This window comes from Streptococcus sanguinis (genome assembly GCF_019929225.1).
GTDB lineage: Bacteria > Bacillota > Bacilli > Lactobacillales > Streptococcaceae > Streptococcus > Streptococcus sanguinis_J.
On sequence record NZ_JAHZPA010000008.1, the window covers coordinates 67132 to 91022 of the forward strand.

General features: G+C 44.4%; 16 protein-coding genes. 13 read left to right on the plus strand and 3 right to left on the minus strand.

What is annotated here, in order from left to right; translation table 11 throughout:
• Position 1: 1 nt before the first annotated feature.
• Positions 2-451, minus strand: coding sequence for a YueI family protein (locus K1I80_RS11155; protein ID WP_223311247.1), 450 nt, complete (start codon positions 449-451; stop codon positions 2-4).
• Positions 452-659: 208 nt separating this feature from the next.
• Here K1I80_RS11155 and eno point away from each other — a divergent pair, with 208 nt between their 5' ends.
• Entirely contained in the window at positions 660-1964 is a 1305-nt protein-coding gene (gene eno, locus K1I80_RS11160) for a surface-displayed alpha-enolase (RefSeq protein WP_002906836.1), read from the plus strand.
• Between the two features lie 351 nt (positions 1965-2315).
• Positions 2316-3656, plus strand: a complete 1341-nt coding sequence (gene mgtE, locus K1I80_RS11165) for a magnesium transporter (RefSeq protein ID WP_223311248.1) — start codon at positions 2316-2318, stop codon at positions 3654-3656.
• A 47-nt stretch (positions 3657-3703) separates the two neighbouring features.
• On the opposite strand, the gene K1I80_RS11170 is transcribed toward mgtE, so the two are convergent.
• Entirely contained in the window at positions 3704-3895 is a 192-nt protein-coding gene (locus K1I80_RS11170; RefSeq protein ID WP_125377504.1) for a hypothetical protein, read from the minus strand.
• A 68-nt stretch (positions 3896-3963) separates the two neighbouring features.
• The gene (locus tag K1I80_RS11175; protein ID WP_223311249.1) at positions 3964-4974 is read right to left on the minus strand and encodes a lactonase family protein; all 1011 of its coding nucleotides are present in this window, start codon (positions 4972-4974) and stop codon (positions 3964-3966) included.
• 242 nt (positions 4975-5216) lie between these two features.
• Between K1I80_RS11175 and K1I80_RS11180 the strand changes: the two genes are divergently transcribed.
• The 11 genes from K1I80_RS11180 to K1I80_RS11230 all read left to right on the plus strand — a co-directional run bounded on the left by K1I80_RS11180 (position 5217) and on the right by K1I80_RS11230 (position 23858).
• Positions 5217-5489 (plus strand): YgdI/YgdR family lipoprotein, encoded by a 273-nt coding sequence (locus K1I80_RS11180; protein ID WP_002895853.1) that lies wholly within the window; start codon positions 5217-5219, stop codon positions 5487-5489.
• A gap of 28 nt (positions 5490-5517) precedes the next feature.
• Entirely contained in the window at positions 5518-6783 is a 1266-nt protein-coding gene (locus K1I80_RS11185; protein ID WP_223313890.1) for an efflux RND transporter periplasmic adaptor subunit, read from the plus strand.
• Complete coding sequence (locus K1I80_RS11190; RefSeq protein WP_002895848.1) at positions 6770-7444, plus strand: ABC transporter ATP-binding protein; 675 nt, start codon at positions 6770-6772, stop codon at positions 7442-7444. The genes K1I80_RS11185 and K1I80_RS11190 overlap by 14 nt, the downstream gene beginning before the upstream one ends.
• A 75-nt stretch (positions 7445-7519) precedes the next feature.
• Positions 7520-8674 carry an ABC transporter permease gene (locus K1I80_RS11195; RefSeq protein WP_373197449.1) on the plus strand — a complete coding sequence of 385 codons (1155 nt, stop codon included), beginning with the start codon at positions 7520-7522 and terminating at the stop codon, positions 8672-8674.
• A 21-nt stretch (positions 8675-8695) separates the two neighbouring features.
• Entirely contained in the window at positions 8696-9352 is a 657-nt protein-coding gene (locus K1I80_RS11200) for a response regulator transcription factor (RefSeq protein WP_002897805.1), read from the plus strand.
• Positions 9349-10722 (plus strand): HAMP domain-containing sensor histidine kinase, encoded by a 1374-nt coding sequence (locus K1I80_RS11205; protein ID WP_223313891.1) that lies wholly within the window; start codon positions 9349-9351, stop codon positions 10720-10722. The genes K1I80_RS11200 and K1I80_RS11205 overlap by 4 nt, the downstream gene beginning before the upstream one ends.
• Before the next feature lie 170 nt (positions 10723-10892).
• Entirely contained in the window at positions 10893-12071 is a 1179-nt protein-coding gene (locus K1I80_RS11210; RefSeq protein WP_002906828.1) for an AI-2E family transporter, read from the plus strand.
• Positions 12058-13287, plus strand: a complete 1230-nt coding sequence (locus K1I80_RS11215; RefSeq protein WP_317627746.1) for a tetratricopeptide repeat protein — start codon at positions 12058-12060, stop codon at positions 13285-13287. The genes K1I80_RS11210 and K1I80_RS11215 overlap by 14 nt, the downstream gene beginning before the upstream one ends.
• A 149-nt stretch (positions 13288-13436) precedes the next feature.
• Entirely contained in the window at positions 13437-14156 is a 720-nt protein-coding gene (budA, locus tag K1I80_RS11220) for an acetolactate decarboxylase (RefSeq protein ID WP_002897801.1), read from the plus strand.
• Between the two features lie 72 nt (positions 14157-14228).
• Entirely contained in the window at positions 14229-14720 is a 492-nt protein-coding gene (locus tag K1I80_RS11225; protein WP_223313893.1) for a flavodoxin family protein, read from the plus strand.
• A 171-nt stretch (positions 14721-14891) separates the two neighbouring features.
• Positions 14892-23858: a CshA/CshB family fibrillar adhesin-related protein gene (locus K1I80_RS11230; RefSeq protein ID WP_223313894.1), complete on the plus strand. Its 8967-nt coding sequence runs from the start codon at positions 14892-14894 to the stop codon at positions 23856-23858.
• Positions 23859-23891: the final 33 nt, after the last annotated feature.

Sequence of the window (23891 nt, forward strand, 5' to 3'; positions counted from 1 at the left end):
TCTATCCAAACCATTTTTTCCAGAGGGAGGGCTTTTCTTTTGCAGGGATTTCTGCTGGCTGAAGGAGCCCAGCAAACTGTTGGTTCATATCCTTGTCATCTACTTGGACAAGATGGTCGCTATGGACAATCAGGCCAAAAGGAGAAGACTGGTAATCGCTAGAGACAATAGTTGCCTCGCAGCCCAGCTCCTTAGCAGTTTTTAGATAAAAGATTTGATTGCCAGACTCAACTTCTGGGGAAATTTTGACAATTACAGGTTGGCAGTTTTTCATGATGCTGCTGAGCATTTCCTTGAAATGACTGCGAATGAGGGTCTCGTTGGCTTGCTCAATAGAGCAGGAAGCCAGCACTCGCTCCTCAAAAGTCCCTAAAAATCTACGCTGTTCATCAGGATTGAGCTTGACTCCGCCCTGAGCTTTTTCCATGATTACTTTATTAATATCAGTCATAATAAAATTGTACCATAAAAGGAGGAATTCTAAAAGCTCGAATGTCTGTTCTGATTTGCTGGAAAAGCATTTATATAGTAAATTTGGAATCGTTTTCTTGTGCAAAATTTCTCAAATTTGCTTAGATTCTCTATTTTTCCTTGAAAAAAAAGCGTTTTTGAGGTATCATAGACTAGTAAATAATTTTAAATAATAAGGAGAGTAAGAAATGTCAATTATTACTGATGTTTACGCTCGCGAAGTCCTAGACTCACGCGGTAACCCAACACTTGAAGTAGAAGTTTATACTGAATCAGGTGCTTTCGGACGTGGTATGGTTCCTTCAGGAGCTTCTACAGGTGAGCACGAAGCAGTTGAACTTCGTGATGGCGACAAATCTCGTTACGGTGGTCTTGGTACACAAAAAGCAGTTGATAATGTAAACAACGTTATCGCTGAAGCTATTATCGGTTACGATGTTCGTGACCAACAAGCCATCGACCGTGCAATGATCGCTTTGGACGGTACTCCTAACAAAGGTAAATTGGGTGCGAACGCAATCCTTGGTGTGTCTATCGCTGTAGCTCGTGCTGCTGCTGACTACCTTGAAATCCCTCTTTACAGCTACCTTGGCGGATTCAACACTAAAGTTCTTCCGACTCCAATGATGAACATCATCAACGGTGGATCTCACTCTGATGCTCCAATCGCATTCCAAGAGTTCATGATCTTGCCAGTTGGTGCTCCAACATTCAAAGAAGCTCTTCGTTACGGTGCTGAAATCTTCCACGCTCTTAAGAAAATCCTTAAATCTCGTGGTTTGGAAACTGCCGTTGGTGACGAAGGTGGATTCGCTCCTCGCTTTGAAGGAACTGAAGATGGTGTAGAAACTATCATCGCTGCTATCGAAGCTGCTGGCTATGTTCCAGGTAAAGATGTATTTATCGGATTTGACTGTGCATCATCAGAATTCTACGATAAAGAACGTAAAGTATACGACTACACTAAATTTGAAGGTGAAGGCGCTGCTGTTCGTACGTCTGCAGAACAAATCGATTACCTTGAAGAGTTGGTTAACAAATACCCAATCATCACTATCGAAGATGGTATGGATGAAAATGACTGGGATGGTTGGAAAGCTCTTACTGAACGTCTTGGTAAGAAAGTACAACTTGTTGGTGACGACTTCTTCGTAACAAACACTGACTACCTTGCACGTGGTATCAAAGAAGGTGCTGCTAACTCAATCCTTATCAAAGTTAACCAAATCGGTACTCTTACTGAAACTTTTGAAGCGATTGAAATGGCTAAAGAAGCTGGTTACACTGCAGTTGTATCACACCGTTCAGGTGAAACTGAAGATTCAACAATCGCTGACATCGCAGTTGCAACTAACGCAGGTCAAATCAAGACTGGTTCACTTTCACGTACAGACCGTATTGCTAAATACAACCAATTGCTTCGTATCGAAGATCAACTTGGTGAAGTTGCTCAATACAAAGGTCTTCAAGCTTTCTATAACTTGAAAAAATAATCTAACAACATATAAGAGGAGCTAGGACATAGTCCTAGCTTTTTTGATGTGTAAAGATATGACAATGGATTTTTTTTGATTTAGGATCAAGCCTAATTGATGAGAGGGAGATTTATTACCTTTTCCTAGAAAATTGCCTAGAAGTAGTGTGTAGGGCTGGTCATGCTCTTTCCCTTGAAAAATTGGGGGACAAGATGATAGCTTTTGCTAAGGAAAATATAATCAAGTAATCCCTGCGTTTCCTTGTGACTACATGCTTGGAAAAGTGAGCGATTTATTGAAGATTTTATAGCTTTCTTGTATCAAAATCAGTCTTTTATGGTATACTAGCAAAGTGGAAGGAGGAGTACAATGGAAGAATTATTAAATCAGGTCTTACTATCACAGGATAGTGAAGTTTTCAATCAGATATTTGACGATTACTATCCCATTGATATTGCTCTTTCTTTGGAGGCCTTGGAGGATGAGGAAGGGAATCTTCTCAAAACCTTTACAGAAATGGCTAGTGATGATCAATTGGTAGAGATTTTAAAAGAAGCCGAGCCGGAGTTGCAACGACAGATTATCCAATCGATTTCTTTCAAACGTACCAGCACTCTTTTTCATCTTATGCCAGATGATGATGTAGTAGATATTTTGGGTTACTTGAGTGTGGACTTGCGTAAGCAATACTTAAGTATGATGAAAAATACCAGTCAAGAGAATTTGAAAGCTATGTTGGCTTACGATCCTCAGACAGCTGGTGGTCTGATGACGACAGAATTCATCACCTTAAATGAAAACCTGACCGTCTCAGCAACTCTCAATAAATTGAGGGAGATTTCGCCCAATACAGAAGTTATTGATACCTTATTTATTAGAAATGTGCATCATTCGCTAGTTGGCTGGATTGATATTCGTGATTTGTTTATTCATGATGCGGAGATGAAACTCAGTGAATTTATGAATACTCAGATAGTGAGTGTAACGCCAGAGGTTGACCAAGAGGAAGTGGCACAGCTTTCTGCCAAATATAATTTATCTGTCGTACCGGTCGTCAATCATCGGCAGGTATTGTTAGGAATCATCACTATTGACGATATCGTCGATGTTTTGCAAGAAGAGTATCAAGAAGATATCTTGCGGATGGGGGGTGTCCAAGAAAGTGAAGAAATTGGAGGACCTTTTAAAGAATCACTCAAGAAACGCTTACCTTGGTTGATGATTAACCTAGTGACAGCCTTTCTAGCTTCTGCGACAGTGGCACTTTTTGATGATACGATTTCAAAAGTTGTAGCATTAGCAGCGATTAGTCCTATTATCACGGGAATGGGCGGAAATTCTGCCTCTCAGACACTTGCTTTGGTTATCCAAGGAATTGCCTTGGGGAAACTGGATCTGAAAGAAGATCGGAATTTAGTATTCAAAGAAATCGTGCTAGCTTTGGTTAATGGTTTCTTTACCGGTTTGATTGCAGCGATTGTCATGTTTGTCTTCTATCAAAATTTCTATCTGTCTGTTATTGTGGTATTGGCTATGATGATCAATCTAGCATGTGGGGCTCTATTTGGTTACTTTGTACCACTGATTATCAAGACCCTGCAGCAGGATCCAGCTCTAGCCTCGACCATTTTCATTACCACAGCAACAGATGTATTGGGTTATCTAGCTTTTCTAGGCTTAGCACAAATTTTCTTACCATTGATTATATAAAAAATGATACACAAAAAACGCTTGATTTTTCAAGCGTTTTTGTTTTCTTAGTTGTCGAACAAATCTTTAACTTTATCAATAGCACCGCTGGCCATTTCATTTCCAGCTACTAATTTTTTAGCTTGATCTAGGTATTCACCGAGTTTGTCTTTGTTTTCTTCGATAAACTTTTTGGCGCCATCAAAGTCTTTCTTTTCAATCATTTCTTTTACTTGGTTAAATAAATCTACTGGATTCATAGTTGTTGCTCCTTAGTAATTTTTTATACTATTTAATCAAATTTCTAATAGAAAGACAAGAATTCTGCTTATTTAAAGGTCACACAAACAGCTTCGGGAACGTAGAAATCGTGGGAGATTTCTGTCAATTTTCCACTTTCTGCATCGCGTTTGAAAATAGTTGCATTATCAGAGTCTTGATGGACAGCAATGATATGGTTCTGATCCGGTGTGATGTTGAAATCCCGCGGATTTTGACCATTGGTAGGTGCAATCTGGATTAACTCCAAACTGCCGTCGGCTAAGATTTTGTAAACGTCAAGAGAGTCATGACCGCGGTTGGAACCGTAGAGGAACTTGCCATCAGCAGACAGACGGATAGCAGCTGTTCCGTTTGCACCTTCAAAGTCCTCTGGCAAGGTGGAGACGGTTTGCAGGTGTTCAAAATGGCCGACTCCATCGTAAATCAGGACTTCAATAGTAGAATTAAGCTCACAGATTAAATAGGCGATTTTATAATGATGGTGGAAAACGATATGGCGGGCACCAGCTCCAGCGGCACACTTGTAGGTATCCAGAGGGCTAATCTTTCCGTCTTCAGCAACATCATAGGTGGTTACTTCATCAGATCCCAAGTCGCAAGTAATCAGGTATTGATCTGGTGTAAGGTCAGCATAGTGGACATGGGCAGACGCTTGGTTGGCGTGTGGTCCTTGGCCTTGGTGGGTAGCTGAGTCAGCCAGTTCTAGTCTGCCATCAGTCAGACGTCTGTAGACCAAGACTTGTCCCTTATGATAATTAGCACCGTAAACCAAGTTACGCTCTTCGTCGACTGCGACATAGCAAAGCGGAGCCCCTTCTTCAACGACATGGTTGAGGAGCTGACCTGCCTGGTCAAAGGCAGCAATACCTCCCTGTCCGTCCTTTGCTCCGACAGAATAGAGATGTCCAGCCTTATCAAAGGCTAGGTAGGTTGGACTGGGCTCTTCAGCAAGCAAGGTCAAGTTTTCTAAAGTTCCTTTCTTAGAATTAAAATCTGCTTTGTAAATTCCCTTGGAATCTCTGCGAGTATAGGTTCCAAAGTAAACTGTTTGTGTCATGACATTACCTCGTATATATTTAGATTGCTTGCTACTATTATATCATAAAAGCAGATGATAGGGATTAGAGCGAAGAATTTGCCTGATTTTCAACAGAAAAGTATTGGTTTTGAAAAAATAGATAAAAAACAGATAGTGGGTAGGAAGGGGATAGATGGCTTTGTTAGAATAGAATTGTTCAAAAAAACAATTACTGTCAGGAAGCAACAAACTTCCTGCTTGCTAAACAAAGGAGAAATCAAATGAACGTTAAAAAAATTGCTATGCTCGTTGCCCTTATCGGAATGTCAGGATTCTTTTTAGCCGCATGCGGAAATAAAGAAGCAGATAACTCAGAAATTAAGGATGGAAAACAAGTAGACTTCCAGAAGGATGCTGTTGATAAGAAGACCAAGACAGTCGATGGCAAAGAAGTGACAGAATACACAATGCCTGATGGAAATGTTATCCAAATCCCAGCAGATGGTGAGGAAATTCCAGAAGATGGATCAGGATCTAGCTCAGAAGCTGAATAAAGATTAAAACATGTAGGTTGGAGGCAATATGTTTCGAAGAAAAAAAATGAATCGTAAGACCATTCTATTGGGCAGCACGGTCATTCTTGCTTGTGCTGGGCTGGGAGGCTATCTGTATTTTAGACAGATCAATCAACAACAGGCCATGAAAATGGCAGATAAGGCGATTGATTCGCTGACAGTCCAAGAAGCTGTCAATAACAGCAAAAAAACAAGCCTGGTTTTATCTGGGGAAGTAGTTGCCAACAATAGCAGTAAGGTCAAGATTGACCCTTCTAAAGGGGAAGTCAAGGAAGTATTTGTCAAAAATGGTGATACCGTTACACAAGGACAGCCGCTCTTTTCCTATGCGACAGAGCAGCAATTGACAGCCCAGTCGGCTCAATATGATGCCCAGTCCAAGGCAAATGGCATTACAGCCGCTCAAAACAGCGCTGCGATTAAATGGGAAACCTATAATCGCAAGTTGGCCAGCTTAAACTCACTCAAGGACAAATACAATTCCAGTCAGGATGAGTCATTGCTGGAGCAGATAAAGTCTGCTGAAGACGAGCTGGCTCAGGCGTTGAGCGATGCTAAGACTGCGGATAGTGAAGTGACGACAGCTCAGATTGAGGCTGAAAAGGCCCAAGTGACAGCCCAGACAGAATCAGATCGGATGAAGTATGATACTGTGACTGCTGATACAGCAGGAACAATTACCTCTATGAATGAAGATTTGCCTAATCAGTCCAAGGCCAAAAAAGAAGAAGAAAACTTTATTGAGATTATGGACAAGTCCAAAACTCTGGTCAAAGGTACTGTCAGTGAATTTGACCGTGAAAAGCTGAGTGTCGGCCAGAAAGTGGAAGTGGTGGATCGCAAGGATCCTAAGAAACGCTGGAGTGGTACGGTAACTCAGGTCGGTAGTCTGACAGCAGAAAATACTTCCAATAATAATGGTGGGAATAAGCAACAGGAAAATCCCAACCAAGGTAAGTATCCTTATACCGTAGAGCTGGATCAAGGTGGTGAAATGCCGTTGGTGGGTTCCCATTCCTATGTCAACATCGTGGAGAATGCTCCTGAGGCAGGAAAGGTAGTTGTCAATAAGGCTTATACTTTCAATAAAAATGGCAAGACCTATGTCTGGAAGGTAGAGGGCAAGACTCTGAAAATGCAGGAAGTCAAGACCAAGAAAGTTTCTGACCGTTTGGTAGAGATTACAGAAGGTCTGACTATGCAGGATACCATTTCAACACCGAGAGCAGGTATGGAAGAAGGGATGGAGGTAGGACAGCATGTTAAAGCTTAAGGATATCCACAAATCTTATCAGCAGGGCAGTCAGGAATTTCCAATTTTAAAAGGAATTGATCTGCATGTGAAAGAGGGGGATTTTCTGGCTATCATGGGACCGTCTGGATCTGGCAAGTCCACTCTGATGAACATTATCGGCTGTCTGGATAAGGCAAGTTCTGGGACTTATCATATTGAAGGGACCGATGTGTCTGAGCTGTCTGACAATCAGTTGTCCGATTTGCGCAATCAGAAGATTGGCTTTGTTTTTCAAAATTTTAACCTCATGCCCAAGCTAACAGCCTGTCAAAATGTGGAACTGCCTCTGACTTACATGAAAATTCCTAAAAAAGAGAGACGGGAGCGGGCTCTGGAAATGTTGCGATTGGTCGGACTGGAAGAAAGAAGTGATTTCAAGCCTATGGAGCTGTCCGGTGGTCAAAAGCAGCGGGTAGCCATTGCACGAGCCTTGGTAACCAATCCCAGCTTCATCCTTGGTGACGAACCAACGGGGGCCCTGGATACCAAGACCAGTGTGCAGATTATGGATCTTTTCAAGCAGTTTAATGATGAGGGCAAGACCATTGTCATCATTACCCATGAGCCGGAAGTAGCCCAACTCTGCAAGCAGACGGTTATCCTGCGGGACGGTAATATAGAGAGCAAAGCGATAGGATAGAAAGGAAGCTGTATGGAAGATATTTTTGTAGCTCTGAATTCAATCTTGTCGCATAAAATGCGCTCTATGCTGACCATGTTGGGGATTATCATCGGGATAGGCGCTATCATCGCTATCTTTTCTATCATTGAGGGAAATACGGAAAATACTAAGCGTCAGCTCATCGGCGGCAACAATAACACAATCAAGGTCGTCTATGACAAGAAAAGCGCCATTGATCCGACCATTCCAGAGAAATCTCAAGCTCAGAAACCTTCTTATATTCCCTTTATGGGAGAGGATGTATTAAGCAAGATTAAGGAAATCTCTGGGGTCAAGAATGCTCTGCTGACCTATGGTACAGATGAGAAGATTTACTATCTGAGCCAAAAGTCATCTGGGAAGATTCAGGCTGTTTCGCAGACAGCCGCTGACATCAAGCAGCAGCGTCTGCTGGAAGGTGAAGGATTTGACTCAGAAGCCTTTAAAAATCAAGAGCAGGTGACCTATTTAGAAAAGTCACTTTATGACAGTCTTTTTCCAAAGGGTGATGGTATCGGCAAATATGTTGAAGTCTTGGGTAATCCCTTTAAGGTCATTGGCGTGTTTGAGTCGACTGAGCAGAGTGGTTTAACAGCTGGTGCGGAAAAGGTGGCCTATATTCCTCTGCAGCAGTGGCATCGGATTTTTGATACCATTAATGTCAGTCCAGAAGTGACTGTCCAAACCCACAAGGCCGATGATTTGAAGAAGGTGGCCAAGAAGGTCAGTGATTATCTCAATCAGCAAATGCCACCGTCAGACTATATGTTTGGTGTGCTCAACCTGCAGGAATTTGAACGGCAGCTGGACAATCTCAACAAGTCTAACTTCGTCTTGCTAGCAGGTATTGCCAGCATCTCCCTCTTAGTCGGAGGTATTGGTGTTATGAATATCATGTTGGTTTCAGTGACAGAGCGGACTCGTGAAATCGGGATTAAAAAGGCTCTGGGAGCTCGGCGGAAGATTATTCTCAAGCAATTCCTGATTGAGGCAGTTATCCTGACTCTGATGGGAGGGATTATTGGCGTGGTGGCTGGTATCGCCTCAGGCTTTGCCATCACCCAGTCTCTAGCCTATCCGTATATTTTATCCCTCTTTTCTGTCTTTGTAAGTTTGCTCTTTTGTTGTATAATAGGAGTAGTATTTGGGCTCCTGCCAGCTGTCAAAGCTTCCAAGCTGGATCCGATCGAAGCCCTGCGATTTGAATAGGTAAAGGAGAAAAATCTAAGTATGCACAAGATTCTAGTGGTGGAAGATGATACGACGATTAATCAAGTGATTTGCGAGTTTTTAAAGGAAAGTCAGTATGAGGTGAGGCCAGTATTTGATGGTGGCGATGCTTTGCAGGCTTTTGAAGAAGAACCCTTTGATCTAGTCATCTTAGATATGATGCTGCCAACCAAGAGTGGTCTGGAAGTACTGAAGGAAATCCGCAAGACTTCTCAGATTCCGGTCATGATCTTGACAGCACTTGATGACGAGTATACCCAGCTGGTCAGCTTTAATCACCTCATCAGTGATTATGTAACCAAGCCTTTTTCACCGCTAATCTTGGTCAAACGGATTGAGAATATTCTGCGCAGAAATACAGTTGCTTCAGAGATTGCTGTTGGCGACCTGACGGTTTCGATTGATGACTGCACGGTTTACTGGCAGGGTGAGAAGATGCCTCTGACCAAGAAAGAATATGAAATCTTGCAGACTCTAGCTAAGAGGAAGGGCCACTTGGTGACCCGTGATCAGCTGATGAATACCATTTGGGGCTACAGCGAGCTGGATAGTCGGGTACTGGATAATCATATCAAGAATATCCGCAAAAAGATTCCTGGTGTGCCACTGAAAACCATTACGGGTATGGGCTACCAGCTTGGAGGAGAAGACAAGTGAAAATTGTCAAAAAGAACTTTCTCTTGACCTCGTCTATCATTTTCGTGGTGGTGACTATCGTTCTAGCCAGTCTTTACTTTGCCATGCCGGTGTATTATCAGCAGGTTAAGAGCGGAGAAGCTAAGAGAGAATTTGACCAAGTTTCCAAGCAGGTCAAGGGAAAGTCCAGTCAGGAAATCGGCGAGCTCTTGAGCGATTATAGTAAAAAGAGCAATCTGATTTGGTTTACCTTGCTGGCGAAAGACAATACTATTCTCTATCCCTCACTCGAAGCTGGCGACGAAAGTTCTCTGCAGCTGACCATCGTTCCAACGATTGCCAACAGTGACTATGAGAGCAAGAGTTTATCAGAACGCTTTCGAACTTCAGATGGTAAAGAAGTTGTCCTGAGAGGAGAATATTCCTTACAGCCTGTTTCTGATGCTAGTCGGATTTTGCTCAATCTCTATCCATTTGTCTTGCTTGTATCTCTAAGTTTGGGTGGTCTGGCTGCCTATCTCTACAGCCGGACTTCCAGTCAGCGGATCAAAGCCATCTCTAAGAGCACCCGTCAAATGACGAGTCTGGCTCCAGATGTGATCTGTCAGGTCAAGGGACGTGATGAGATTGCCGAACTGGCCCAAGACATCAATCATCTCTATGCTAATCTACTGACCAGTATTGAGGCTCTGCGCCTAGAAAATGAAAAGGTAGCAGAAAGCGAGCGGGAAAAGGCAGAGTTTTTGCGAATGACATCACATGAGCTCAAGACGCCCATTACCAGCATGATGGGGATGGTCGATGGTATGATTTATGGTGTAGGAGAGTTCAAGGATCGAGACAAGTACTTGCAGAAGTGCCGAGAAATTCTAGAGGAGCAGTCGGAGTTAGTCCAGTCTATCTTAGCCATTTCTAAACTGGAGATGAAGACTGAAACTGAACAGGAAGTCTTTTCACTCAAGCAGGTCTTGGAGGAAAATCTGAGCACCTATAGAGTTTTAGCAGATGTCAGACACTACCATTTTCAGGTTGAGCTGGCAGAAGCGAAGGTCAAGGGGAACCGCACCTATCTGCTCAAGGCTATCAAAAATTTGCTGGACAATGCCTTTCATTATACAGTAGAAGGTGGACAGATTCTACTTAGGCTGGAAGAGCGTAAGCTAGTCATCGAAAATGAGGCGGAACGAGTTTTGAACAAAGACCAAATTCAGCAGATTTTTCAGCCTTTCTATCGGCCAGACTACAGTCGCAATCGCAAGGATGGCGGAACTGGTCTGGGACTCTTTATCGTTCAGCAGATTTTGGATAAGCATGGTCTGCGATATCAGTTTGAAGCCGTTGATGGGTGGAAGATGCGCTTTAGCATTTCTCTGTCAGCTGTCGAGAAATAGCCTTGCATTCTAGCTGGTCCTGTAGGAGCAGAAGAGAGAAGTCAGAAGCTGTATTTTGCGAAAAATACAAGTTTTCTGGCTCCTCTCTTTTTTTGCTTTTCCCTATAGCTGAGCAGAGAATTTTTCTCTGAAAAATGTTACAATGAAATGACAAGTTAAAGGAGGAGAATATGGAGCACAAAGAAAAAGATTTTAGCCTATCTTGGTTTTTTAAATGGTTTTTGGATAACAAGGCCATTACAGTATTTTTAGTAACACTTTTGATGGGACTGAATATTTTTATACTGAGTAAAATCAGTTTTATTTTTAGTCCAGTCATTGAATTTTTGGGAGTAATCATGCTGCCGGTTATATTAGCCGGTCTGCTTTATTATCTGTTAAATCCCATCGTCGACTGGATGGAAAAGCACAAGATTAATCGACTGGTTGCTATTACCATTGTCTTTGTTTTAATTGCTTTTTTGATTATCTGGGGCTTGGCTGTTGCTATTCCTAGCTTGCAGCATCAGGTCATGGCCTTTGTCAGAAATGTTCCTGCTTATCTGAAGCAGGCTGACAAGTTCATCGACGATGTCGTGACTAAGTATATTTCGGCAGATTTCAAGCCGCAGATTGAGGAATACACTAGCAATCTGTCTAGCCAGATTACCGATTGGGCCAGCAATTTTTCATCTAGGGCAGTCAATTGGGCGGGTAACTTAATCAGTACAACTTCGCAGATTGTCGTGGCTATTATCATCATGCCGTTTATCCTTTTTTATCTGCTGAGAGATGGGAAAAATCTGAAAGGCTATGTGACCCAGTTTCTGCCAACTAAATTCCGCGCTTCCTTTGGTCAAGTGATGACGGATATCAATAGCCAGCTGGCCAACTATGTGCGAGGTCAGGTGACGGTCGCTATCATTGTAGCTCTGATGTTTATCGTTTTCTTCAAGATTATTGGTCTGCGCTATGGTGTCACTCTTGGAGTAATTGCGGGCGTTCTCAATCTAGTACCTTATCTGGGCAGCTTTTTGGCCATGCTTCCGGCTCTGGCTATCGGTTTGATTGCTGGTGGTCCAGTGATGCTGGCTAAAGTCATTGTCGTTTTTATCGTTGAGCAGACAATCGAGGGGCGTTTTGTTTCTCCTTTGGTCTTGGGCAGTCAGCTCAGCATTCATCCGATTACGATTTTATTCGTATTATTAACTTCTGGTACTATGTTTGGCATTTGGGGCGTTTTCCTGGGAATTCCCGCCTATGCTTCAGCCAAGGTAGCCATTGCAGCCATCTTTAAGTGGTATCAGAAAGTAAGTGGCCTCTATGAAGCCGATTTTGAACAAGAAGGAGAAATCAGTGAGCAAGAGTGAGCAAATGTTGGCAGCTTTACAGGAGCAGGACCTAGCTCTGGCTGATCGCTATTTCGAGCAAGCCCTGACTACAGACAGCGAAGAAGAATTATTGGATTTGGCCGATTACTTAGAGAGTATCGGCTTTTTCCCACAGGCCAAGCGTATTTTTGAAAAGTTGGCTCCTGACTATCCGGCTTCTTATATCAGCTTGGCAGCTATTGCCAGCGATGATGGGGAATTGGAGCAGGCTTTTGCCTATCTGGAGGAGATTCAGCCAGGCAGTGACTGGTATGTTGCTGCTCTCTTGGCTAAGGCTGACCTCTATCAGCTAGAGGGGCTTCCTGATGTGGCTCGTGAGAAACTGACTCAGGCAGCGGCTCTGACTGATGAGCCTTTGGTAACCTTTGGTCTGGCTGAGATAGATTTGGAGCTGGGGGATTTTTCTCAGGCGATTAAGGAATATGCCCAGCTAGAGAATCGCTCAATCTTTGAACAGACAGGCGTCTCAACCTATCAGCGGATTGGGGTCTGCTATGCCAGTCTTGGAAAATTTGCAGCTGCCATTGAGTTTTTGGAGAAAGCAGTTGAGCTGGAGTATGACGATGCTGCGGTTTATGAGCTAGCAACTATATTAGCGGACCAGGAAGAATACCAGAAAGCCAATCTTTATTTTAAGCAACTGGATACTCTGTCACCGGATTTTGAAGGCTACGAATATGGCTATGCCCTATCTCTTCATGCGGAGCATCGGACGGCTGAAGCCCTGACCCTTGCCCAGCAGGGCTTGGCTAAGAATCCTTTTGAGACTCGGCTCTTGCTTTTAGCCTCGCAGCTTTCTTATGAACTTCATGATGAGAAAGCGGCTGAACATTATCTCTTGCAGGCTCAGGAAGATGCGGATGATTTGGAAGAGATTGCCTTGCGACTGACTACTCTTTACTTAGAGCAGGAGCGCTATGAGGATATTTTAGAATTTGCAGACCAAGAAGTCGATAACGCCTTGACCCGCTGGAATCTGGCGCGTGCTTATCAGGCCTTGGAAAATCTGGAAAAAGCAGAGGAACTCTATAATCAACTGGCTCGTGAATTGCAAGATAATCCAGAGTTTCTAGAGCAGCATGTCTATCTTTTGCGAGAATTAGGCCGATTTGAAGAAGCTAAAAGGGCTGCAGCTTCTTACTTGAGACTAGTACCTGATGATGCTAGTATGCAGGAGCTTTATGAAAGCTTATAAGAGCTGAAGAAGCACTCGCTCAGCCCCTTCCCATAATTTGTGGTATAATGATTGGCGTAGAAATTCAGTAAGCACATGTAATTAGGATGAAAAAAGCTTAGCTGGATGGGCAATAATATTTTTAGGAAGAGAAAGATTAAGGAATAGGAATGGCAGAACCAATCAAATTATTTCAATATAATACTTTGGGAGCTTTGATGGCTGGTCTTTACGACGGAAGTATGACCGTTGGAGAGCTGCTGCAGTATGGAGATTTGGGCTTGGGAACGCTGGACTCTATTGATGGCGAGCTCATTATTCTCGATGGTAAGGCTTATCAGGCAAAGGGATCTGGAGAAGTGCCAGAAGTGGTTGAGGTGTCACCGGATATGACAGTACCTTATGCGGCAGTGGTTCCTCACCAGGCGGAGGTCATTTTCCGTCAGCGCTTTGAGATGGATGACAAGGAGTTGGAGAAGCGGATTGAGTCTTACTATGATGGGGAAAATCTTTTCCGCTCTATCAAGATTCACGGCGATTTCGCCCGCATGCATGTTCGGATGATTCCCAAGTCTACGACGGAGCGGAAGTTTGCAGAAGTAGCGGTCAATCAGCCTGAGTATCGTAAGGAAAATGTCACAGGCACCATCGTTGGTATCTGGACGCCTGAGATTTTCCACGGGGTTAGTCTAGCAGGCTATCATCTGCATTTTGTATCGGATGATTTAACTTTTGGTGGACATGTTATGGATTTTGTTATCAAAGAAGGTGTCGTCGAGTTGGGCGCTGTAGACCAGCTGGATCAGCGTTTCCCGGTACAAGATCGCAAGTATCTCTTTGCTAAGTTTAATATGGACGAAATGAAAGAAGATATGGAAAAGTCGGAATAAATAGTAGGGGCGAGCATTGTTTGCTTCCCTCTTTTTTGATATAATTGGAAAAAATAAAGGAGAAGAGAAGCTATGATTTATTTGGTAAATGCCAGTCCGAATAGGAATGGAAATAGTTTTAAGTTGGGGCGCTTTTTTCTGCGGGATAGAGATTATGAGGTTCTTCAATTAGTGGACTACCACATTGAGCAATATGGCCAGTCAGCAGAAAACGATCAGTTCTTTCAAGTCTATGAGCAGCTGAGCCAAGCCGATGTACTGGTGTTTACCAGTCCTATTTATTGGTGGTCTTTTTCAGGCTTGCTAAAAACCCTGTTGGACCGAGTGGCTGATGTGCATGAGCCTCAGGAAGCACTCAAGGGCAAAAAGGTGTTTTTCCTCTTGCAAGGTTCTCAACCTAGCAAAGAAATTGAAATGCTGGACTACGTGATGAGTCGCTTTTGCCAGAACTGCGGACTCGAATATGAGGGGCTGGCAGTAACCAATCATGAGCTAAAAGAAATCGAAGGTTGGGAATTAGCAGCCCTACAGGAAAAATTAGATAAGGTTTTATCAGAAGGTTAAAAGTGAGAAGATTCGTTTGCGAGTCTTCTTTTTTTACTATAAAAATGGAGTCTTTTTTTTATGTGTCTATTTTTGGACACTATGCCCCTCAACTACAGTCATATCCATGGCTAACTATATATAAATGTTGTATAATACCAATTGCTATTAAATATTAATATAGGAGATTCTATGGGAAAAGAATTATTTAACCCCCATTTAAACAAGTTTTCGATTCGAAAATTAAATGTCGGAGTTTGCTCGGTATTATTATCTACCGTTTTTCTTTTAGGTACTGCGGCTACGGTCAATGCAGATGAAACTGCCAGCGGATCTGTAGATGATAATATCTCACTGCCAGAAAAACCGACGGACTCTGCTATGAGTCAGCCAGTCAGTCAGCCTGCTCTTGAGAATACAGCAACATCTGCTGTTCCTGAAACAGCTAACTCAGAAGCAAGTGCTGATCAAAATCAGCTGGTAAGTCCAGCTGCAGTTTCAGAGCAAACAGCACCTGAAAAGGCGCAAGAAGCTAATCAAACAGTTGAGACCTCTAATGAAGCCAGACCTGCTGAAGCTAGTCGGGCTCGCTCTTATTCAGTGCAATATACGCCAAAACCAAGTTCTGCGGCTATGCCAAGGTCCGAGCGTAATGGCCAGCCAATGGAGGCAGGAACATCATTCCGTACTGCCAGTCCTGCTGGTCAAGCTAGCTCTGCTATACAAGATGCAACACCTAATCCTACAGTTTCTAAACCAACACTGGAAGAATCAGTGAGGAAACGCTCTGATGAGTTGATGAAGCAGGTGAACTGGCTAGATTTTGGTGATACTAAATCACTGAGAAATCTAGATAAAGACGGCTCCTTTAAAGTTGGAACAGTATATGAAAAGGAAATTTCGCCGGGCTATGTGGTCAAACTGACTGTGACGGAATTGAAACCTTTCTATGCGACAGAGATCTATCGTGATCGAGTAAAGGGGACTGAGTACGAAAGCAGTTATGATCCCAATGCAAAAAATACTTGGCTTCAATATACCAATAGCAATAATTATGCTTATCAGTATTGGTATGGTGATGATTACCGCCCTAAAATTACTGGTGCTGCTCAAAATCAATGGTCTGCTATTAAGTCAGAAGGAATTGATACTAAAGGCCGTAAGACCCAACTGCAGGTTCCTAAAGATGAAGCCAACTACGGTGTGAAGTTCAAAGTTGAAGCTAGATATCGTGGGAAGCCTGTTAAAGCAACCGTTGTCATGGCTGATGGAGAAGAGGCAAACCCTGGCGAGTATGCTATCTTTACAACCAATGGTAAGGGTTGGGAACATTTGGCCGAGTGGAAGCGTACAGTTACAGACGCAAATGGTGTGACTACTGAGATTACAGAAACCTATAAGCCAATGAAGCCTACTACAGAAGGCCAATTTATTGGAGATGACGGTACTGGGGTTCATTGGCAGGCCTATGTCAGTCCTGACCAAAAGACTGGCGGACTGGGAAGTCAAGTATTTGGACCGAACGTTTCTAGAAACAATACAATTCCGCTTGTCATGACACGTGGTGCATCAGAGGTTGGTATTTACATAGCTTCTTCTGGTCAGCAAGCTGCGATGATTGGTTTTATGGCAATCGATGAAGGTGATGCACCGGATTCTTATGGAAAAGCTATCCATGCTATTTCAAGATACAATGCTGAAACTGGCGGTCAAAATCCACAGCCATTCTTGGGCCGTGTTGCGGCTGATATTGATACTACATCTGGAAACAACTGGAAGCATGACGATCAGAATGATTTAGCCGATGAAGGTGTCAATCAGCTCTTGTCTGATGATTTAGTCGGGAAAACCAATGGTCTTTTTCCAGTAAACCGTCTGCATGACGGAGATTATTCTCTCCGCATCCATGCTTCGGCTAATGGATACGAAAAAGCCTATGTCCGTGCCTGGATTGACTTCAATAATAATGGTGTCTTTGACGAAGATGAAGCCAGTGAATTTACCGAAGTAACAACTGCGGGAGATTATACTGTTAACTTTAAGAAGAACCCAGCCATGACCAATCCTGAACTTAGCAAGCTGGGAATGCGGGTTCGTATTGCCTTGAACAAGGGAGATATTGAAAAGCCTACTGGAACTGCATTTAGTGGTGAGGTGGAAGACTTAGAAGTTGAACTGACCTATCCACCAAAAGGCGAGAAGAAGGAAAGTACTGGAATCCGTGACCAGAGACAGACAGCCACTCTTCATTTCACTCCACAGGGGATTGCTCAAAATACTGAAAATCAGAAAGTAGCAATTGATACTACTAAAGCTCCGATTGTATTAGATGCGAGAGGAAATGAACTGACTGCTGATGCAGCAGGCTGGTACAACACTGCTGAAGGACGTTATAAAGTAACTGCAAACGGCGCTGATGTAGATGTGGTATATGAGCCTAAGGCTGGCTTTATCGGCACAGCTCAGGGGATTAATATCCGTCGTTTTGATACTAACGGCGCAAGTACGGATTGGATTGCCAAGAATCAGGCTGAAGCAGCTATCAATGACCAACTCAACAATATGGATGGACGTTATGTACCAACCGTGCTGAATGTTCCTAAGTATGAAACAAGGGATGCTCAAGGACTAACGCAAGAAAAGACGCCGGTCTTTAATGATGGAGATGCTGGCAAAACTCCGGCAAGTCCGACTGCAGCAAATCCTGTAAAATTTGTGAAAGCAGATGGAACGACAACAGATGATACTAGAGTTCCAGCTTTATCAAATGGTCAGGAAGTTGGTCGTTTTGAAGTCGAGCCTTCAACAGGTAAGATTACTTTCAAACCAAACAAAAACTTTGTTGGTACTGTAGACCCTGTGTCTGTTCAAATGATTGATGGCAAAGGTATTCCGCATCAAGTTGTTTATCAGCCAAAGGTGACTCCTGTTAGACCATCTGCTCAAGGTGCCAGCAGCGAGGGCATTCAAGGTGCAGTTCAGACAGGGCAATTGACCTTCAATCCAGGCAATAATCGTGTGCCTATTGATAGCAAGAAGTTGCCAACCTTTGATAATGGCAGCCAGACTAAAACAGTTGATGGTGTCGGCACTTATCAGGTGGATAATCAAGGCCTAGTTACCTTCACTCCACTACCGACTTATACTGGACGGCCAGCGGCAGAGGCTGTCAAGCGAGTAGATGTCAATGGGACAGAAGTAACAGCTACCTATCAGGCTGATGTAAAAGCAGCAGCACCAAGTGCGACGAATGCTGAAACCAGTGGTATACAAGGCCAAGTTCAGCGAGGAAAAGTCAGCTTCACAGAAGGTTCTGCGCAAGTCAATGGTCAAAAACAAACGGTGGCCTTTCCAGCTGGCTCAACTCCGCTCTTTGACAATGGTTCGGCTGTTAAAGAAGTGCCTACTGTTGGTAAGTTTGAAGTGGATGAGGATGGAAATGTAACCTTTACTCCAGAGAAACAATTTAAAGGCCTTACGCCAGACATCAGGATTACTCGTACAGATACGAATGGTAGCACAGCTACAGCTATCTACAAGGCAACAGTCACTGCTGTTACTCCAACAGGGACAAACATTACCAGCACTGGTAAACAAGGTCGTCCACAGACAGGTAAGCCAAACTTTGTCAGTGGTAACCCAGATGTACCGATGGATAATGATACTCCAGCGACTTTCGATGATGGAAGTAAGCGCAAGGTCGTTCCAAATGTTGGAATCTTTGAAGTGGCACCAGATGGATCTGTCACTTTCACACCTGACAAGCAATTTGTTGGGACACCAGACCCGGTTGTTGTTAAGCGAGTAGATAAGAATGGTACTCCAGTAACGGCTAAGTACACGCCAACTGTTGAAAAAGTCACTCCAAGAGCAACAGGCGCTCAGACAAAAGGCCCTCAAGGTCAAGTTCAAAAAGGCAAGGTTACTTTTGAACCAGGAAGTCCTCAAGTTGGTTTCCCAGAGAACAGCACCCCAGTCTTTGACACTGGCACGAATGTGAAAGAAATTGCCAAGGTCGGTAAGTTCGAAGTGGACGGAGAGGGTAATGTCACCTTTACTCCAGTCAAAACCTTTGTAGGTAAAACTCCTGAAGTTGAACTCAGCCGTGCAGATGTCAATGGAACAGTTGCCAAGACCAAATATCGAGCAACTGTGACCGCTGTGACTCCGACAGGAACTGGAGATCAGACAGAAGGCCCGCAAGGCCAAGTTCAAAAGGGCCGTGTAACTTTTAAAGCTGGCGATCCTAAAGTAGGATTCCCAGCCAACAGCACGCCAGTCTTTGACACGGGTACGAATGTAAAAGAAATTGCCAAAGTCGGTAAGTTTGAAGTAGATGCGGAGGGCAATGTCACCTTCACGCCAGACAAACAGTTCAAGGGTGAAACACCAGAAATTAGCATTTCTCGCAAAGATGCAAATGGTATTGCAGCGAAAGTCACTTATATCGCGACAGTTACATCAGTAACTCCAACAGGAACTAATGTAACTAGTACTGGCCCTCAAGGTGTCCCTCAAACGGGTACCCCGACTTTCCAAGGTGGTGATTCGCAAGTTCCGATTGATGAAGCAGTAGAGCCAACTTTCGAAGATGGCAGCAAGGAAAAGATTATTCCAGGTCAAGGAACTTACGCCATTGCACCAGATGACACAGTGACCTTCACACCGGAGAAGCAGTTTGTAGGCAAGCCAGATCCAATCACTGTAAAACGCGTGGATAAGAATGGCACTCCTGTGACGGCGACTTACAGTCCAGAGTTTACCAAGGTAACTCCAACTGGTACTGGTGACAAGACAGAGGGCTTGCAAGGTCAGGTTCAAGAAGGTCATGTTAGCTTCACACCTGGTCATGCCTCTGTACCATTCCCAGCTGAAACAACTCCGCTCTTTGACAATGGTTTGACTGTTAAAGAGATTCCAACCGTTGGTAAATTTGAAGTGGATGCCAATGGCAAGGTGACTTTCACGCCAGACAAGCAGTTTAAGGGAACCACTCCTGAGCTGACATTGGTTCGAGCTGATGTGAATGGCACTCCTGTCACCGTCAAATACCAAGCTGTAGTGAAAGAAGTGGTTCCAACGGAAACAAATATTACCAGCACTGGTGAGCAAGGCCGTCCACAAACAGGCAAGCCAAACTTCGTGAGCGGCACTCCGGGAGTTCCACTGGATAATGATACTCCGGCTACTTTCGATGACGGAAGCAAGCGCAAGGTTGTTCCAAATGTCGGTATCTTTGAAGTGGCACCAGACGGTTCTGTTACTTTTACCCCAGATAAGCAATATGTTGGGACGCCAGATCCAGTTGTTGTTAAGCGAGTGGACAAAAATGGCACTCCTGTGACAGCTAAGTATACGCCAACAGTTGAAAAAGTGACTCCAAGAGCGACAGGTGCTCAGACAGAGGGGCTTCAAGGCCAAGTTCAAAAAGGCAAGGTTACTTTTGAAGCAGGAAGTCCGCAAGTCGGCTTCCCAACCGACAGCACACCGGTATTTGATACTGGCACGAATGTCAAAGAAATTTCCAAAGTCGGTAAGTTCGAGGTTGATACAGAGGGGAATGTTACTTTCACACCAGTCAAAACGTTTGTCGGTAAGACACCAGAAGTTGAACTCAGCCGTACAGATGTCAACGGTACAGCAGCCAAGGCCAACTACCAAGCGACTGTGACCGCTGTGACTCCGACCGGTACTAGTGATAAGACAGAAGGATTACAAGGTCAGGTTCAAAAAGGTCATGTCACCTTCACGCCAGGCCATGAATTAGTTCCATTCCCAGCAGGATCGACTCCGCTATTTGGTAACGGAAAAAATATTAAAGAAGTACCAAATATCGGTAAGTTCGAAGTGGATGCAGATGGCATTGTGACCTTCACTCCAGACAAACAGTTTAAGGGTGAAACACCAGAATTAGGAATTATTCGTGTGGATGCCAACGGAACACCAGTAACAGTTAAATACCAAGCGGTAGTGAAAGAAGTAACTCCAACAGCTACCACCGTTACGAGCACCGGTCCACAAGGTATCCCGCAAACAGGAACTCCAATCTTCAAAGCTGCGGACCCACTAGTTCCAATCGATGAAACTGTTGAGCCAACCTTTGCGGATGGAAGTAAGGAGAAGAAGATTCCAGGCCAGGGAACTTACACCATCACTCCAGATGGCGTAGTGACCTTCACACCAGAAAAGCAGTTTGTAGGTAAACCGGACCCAATCTCTGTGAAACGAGTGGACAAGAACGGCACACCAGTGACTGCGACATACAGTCCAGAGTTTACGAAAGTAACTCCAACAGGTACCAACGCAACCAGCACCGGTCCACAAGGTCTTCCTCAAATAGGCACTCCGACTTTTGCGGGCGGTGATCCACTAGTTCCAATCGATGAAACCGTTGCACCAAGCTTCGAAGATGGTGCCAAGGAAAAAGTAATTCCAGGTCAAGGAACTTACACGATTGCCCCAGATGGCTCAGTGGCTTTCACGCCAGACAAGCAGTTTGTAGGTAAACCAGATCCAGTCACCGTTAAGCGGATGGATAAGAATGGTACTCCAATGACAGCGACCTACAGTCCAGAGTTTACCAAGGTAACTCCAACAGGCACCGGTACTAAGACAGAAGGCTTGCAAGGTCAGGTTCAAGAAGGTCATGTTAGCTTCACTCCAGGCCATGATTCAGTTCCATTCCCGGCAGGTTCAACTCCATTATTCGATAATGGTACCGCAGTTAAAGAAGTGCCAAATGTTGGTAAGTTTGAAGTGGATGCGGATGGTAAGGTGACCTTCACACCAGACAAGCAGTTTAAGGGTGAAACACCAGAACTTGAATTGACTCGTGTGGATGCCAACGGCACCCCTGTTACAGTTAAGTACCAAGCAGTAGTGAAAGAGGTAACTCCAACAGGCACCACCTCAACCAGTACTGGCCCACAAGGCCGCCCTCAAACAGGTAAACCAAACTTTGTCAGTGGCGACCCGAATGTACCACTGGATAATGATACTCCAGCGACTTTCGATGATGGAAGCAAACGCAAGGAAGTTCCAAATGTCGGAATCTTCGAAGTAACACCAGATGGATCTGTCACTTTCACACCTGACAAGCAATTTGTTGGCACACCAGACCCAGTTGTTGTTAAGCGGGTAGATAAGAATGGTACACCAGTGACGGCTAAGTACACACCAACAGTTGAAAAAGTCACACCAAGAGCCACAGGTGCTCAGACAGAGGGGCTTCAAGGCCAAGTTCAAGAAGGCAAAGTCACCTTCACTCCAGGCTATGTTTCTGTTCCATTCCCAGCAGGTTCGACTCCGTTATTTGACAATGGCTCTTCTGTCAAAGAAGTACCGAATGTTGGTAAGTTCGAAGTGGACGCAGACGGTAAGGTTACTTTCACTCCAGACAAGCAATTCAAGGGTGAAACGCCAGAACTTGAATTGACTCGCACTGATGTCAATGGTACCCCTGTTACAGTTAACTACCAAGCGGTAGTGAAAGAGGTAACTCCAACAGGCACCACCGTGACGAGCACTGGCCCACAAGGCCTTCCGCAAACAGGCACTCCAACCTTCAAAGGTGCGGATCCACTGGTTCCAATCGATGAGACTGTTGAGCCAACCTTTGCAGATGGCAGCAAGAAGAAGACCATTCCAGGTCAGGGAACTTACTCGATTGCTCCAGATGGGACAGTGACCTTCACGCCAGACAAGCAGTTTGTAGGTAAACCAGATCCAGTCACAGTAAAACGAGTGGATAAGAACGGCACACCAGTGACAGCGACCTACAGTCCAGAGTTTACCAAGGTAACTCCAACAGGCACCGGTACTAAGACAGAAGGCTTGCAAGGTCAGGTTCAAAAAGGTCAAGTGACTTTCACGCCAGGACATAAATTAGTTCCATTCCCCGCTGGTTCGACTCCACTTTTTGGTAACGGAAAGAATATTAAAGAAGTACCAAATGTTGGTAAGTTCGAAGTGGATGCCGATAACAAGGTGACTTTCACTCCAATAAAACAATTCAAGGGTGAAACATCAGAATTGGGATTGATTCGTTTAGACGCTAACGGAACTCCTGTTATTGTCAAATATCAAGCGATAGTGAAAGCAGTAGTCCCAACTGGTAAAAATGCGACCTCTACAAATATCAAAGGCCATGTTCAGACTGGCAAACCTATCTTCGAAGCAGGTGATACACTGGTGCCAATTGATGAGTCAGTCGAGCCAGCCTTCGAAGATGGAAGTAAGGAAAAGACCATTCCAGGTCAAGGAACATATACCATCGCACCAGATGGGACAGTCACCTTCACTCCAGAAGCGGATTTCCTTGGTCAGGGAAGCGGTGTGACCCTTGTCCGTCGTGATAAGAATGGTAGCAAGGTTACAGCTCGCTATGTTCCGACCGTGGTTGCACCATCAACTAGTCAGGACAGTGTATCTAGTGGTCGCAAGGGTCAAGCTCAAACGGGCACGCCAACCTTTGAAGGGGCGATTGACCAGGCAGTAGCACCGACCTTTGCGGATGGCAGCACAGAGATGGTTGTCCCAGGTGAGGGAACTTATCGGTTCAATATGTTGGGGGCAGTGACCTTCGTACCGGAAGCCGACTTTGTCGGAACTACTCGCGGAGTTGTCGTGAAGCGTTCAGATATTTATGGCAATGCCGTGACGGCAACCTATACCCCAACTGTTTTGGGAAGTACTGCTACAGAAGATACCAGCAGCACAGGTCTAAAAGGACAGCCGCAGACTGGCAAACCAATCTTTGAAGGCGACGTGGATCCAACTGTTCCGCCAACTTTCGAGGATGGAAGTACTGAAAAGGTTGTTCCAGGCCAAGGTACCTACACGATTGCGCCAGATGGCACCGTGACTTTTGTACCGGAAACTGGCTTTGTTGGTCAAGCTGACGGTGTGACTGTGATTCGCAAAGACCGCAATGGCCAAACGATTTCAGCAGTTTACGTTCCGACTGTGACAGAAGATCCTGTTCAGCCAGAGCGGACGATTACGCCTGCCCCTCCATCTCTTTCTAAGAGCGAGGGTGCAAAATCCCTTCCTAAGACAGGTACAGAAGAAACTTCATACTTAGCTGCAAGCTTACTTGCGGGAGTATCAGGTTTGGGACTGATTGGCTTAGAGAAGAGAAAGAAAAAGTCTGAAGACTAAGAGGTGAGAACTTAGCTTCTAACCGCTAAATCA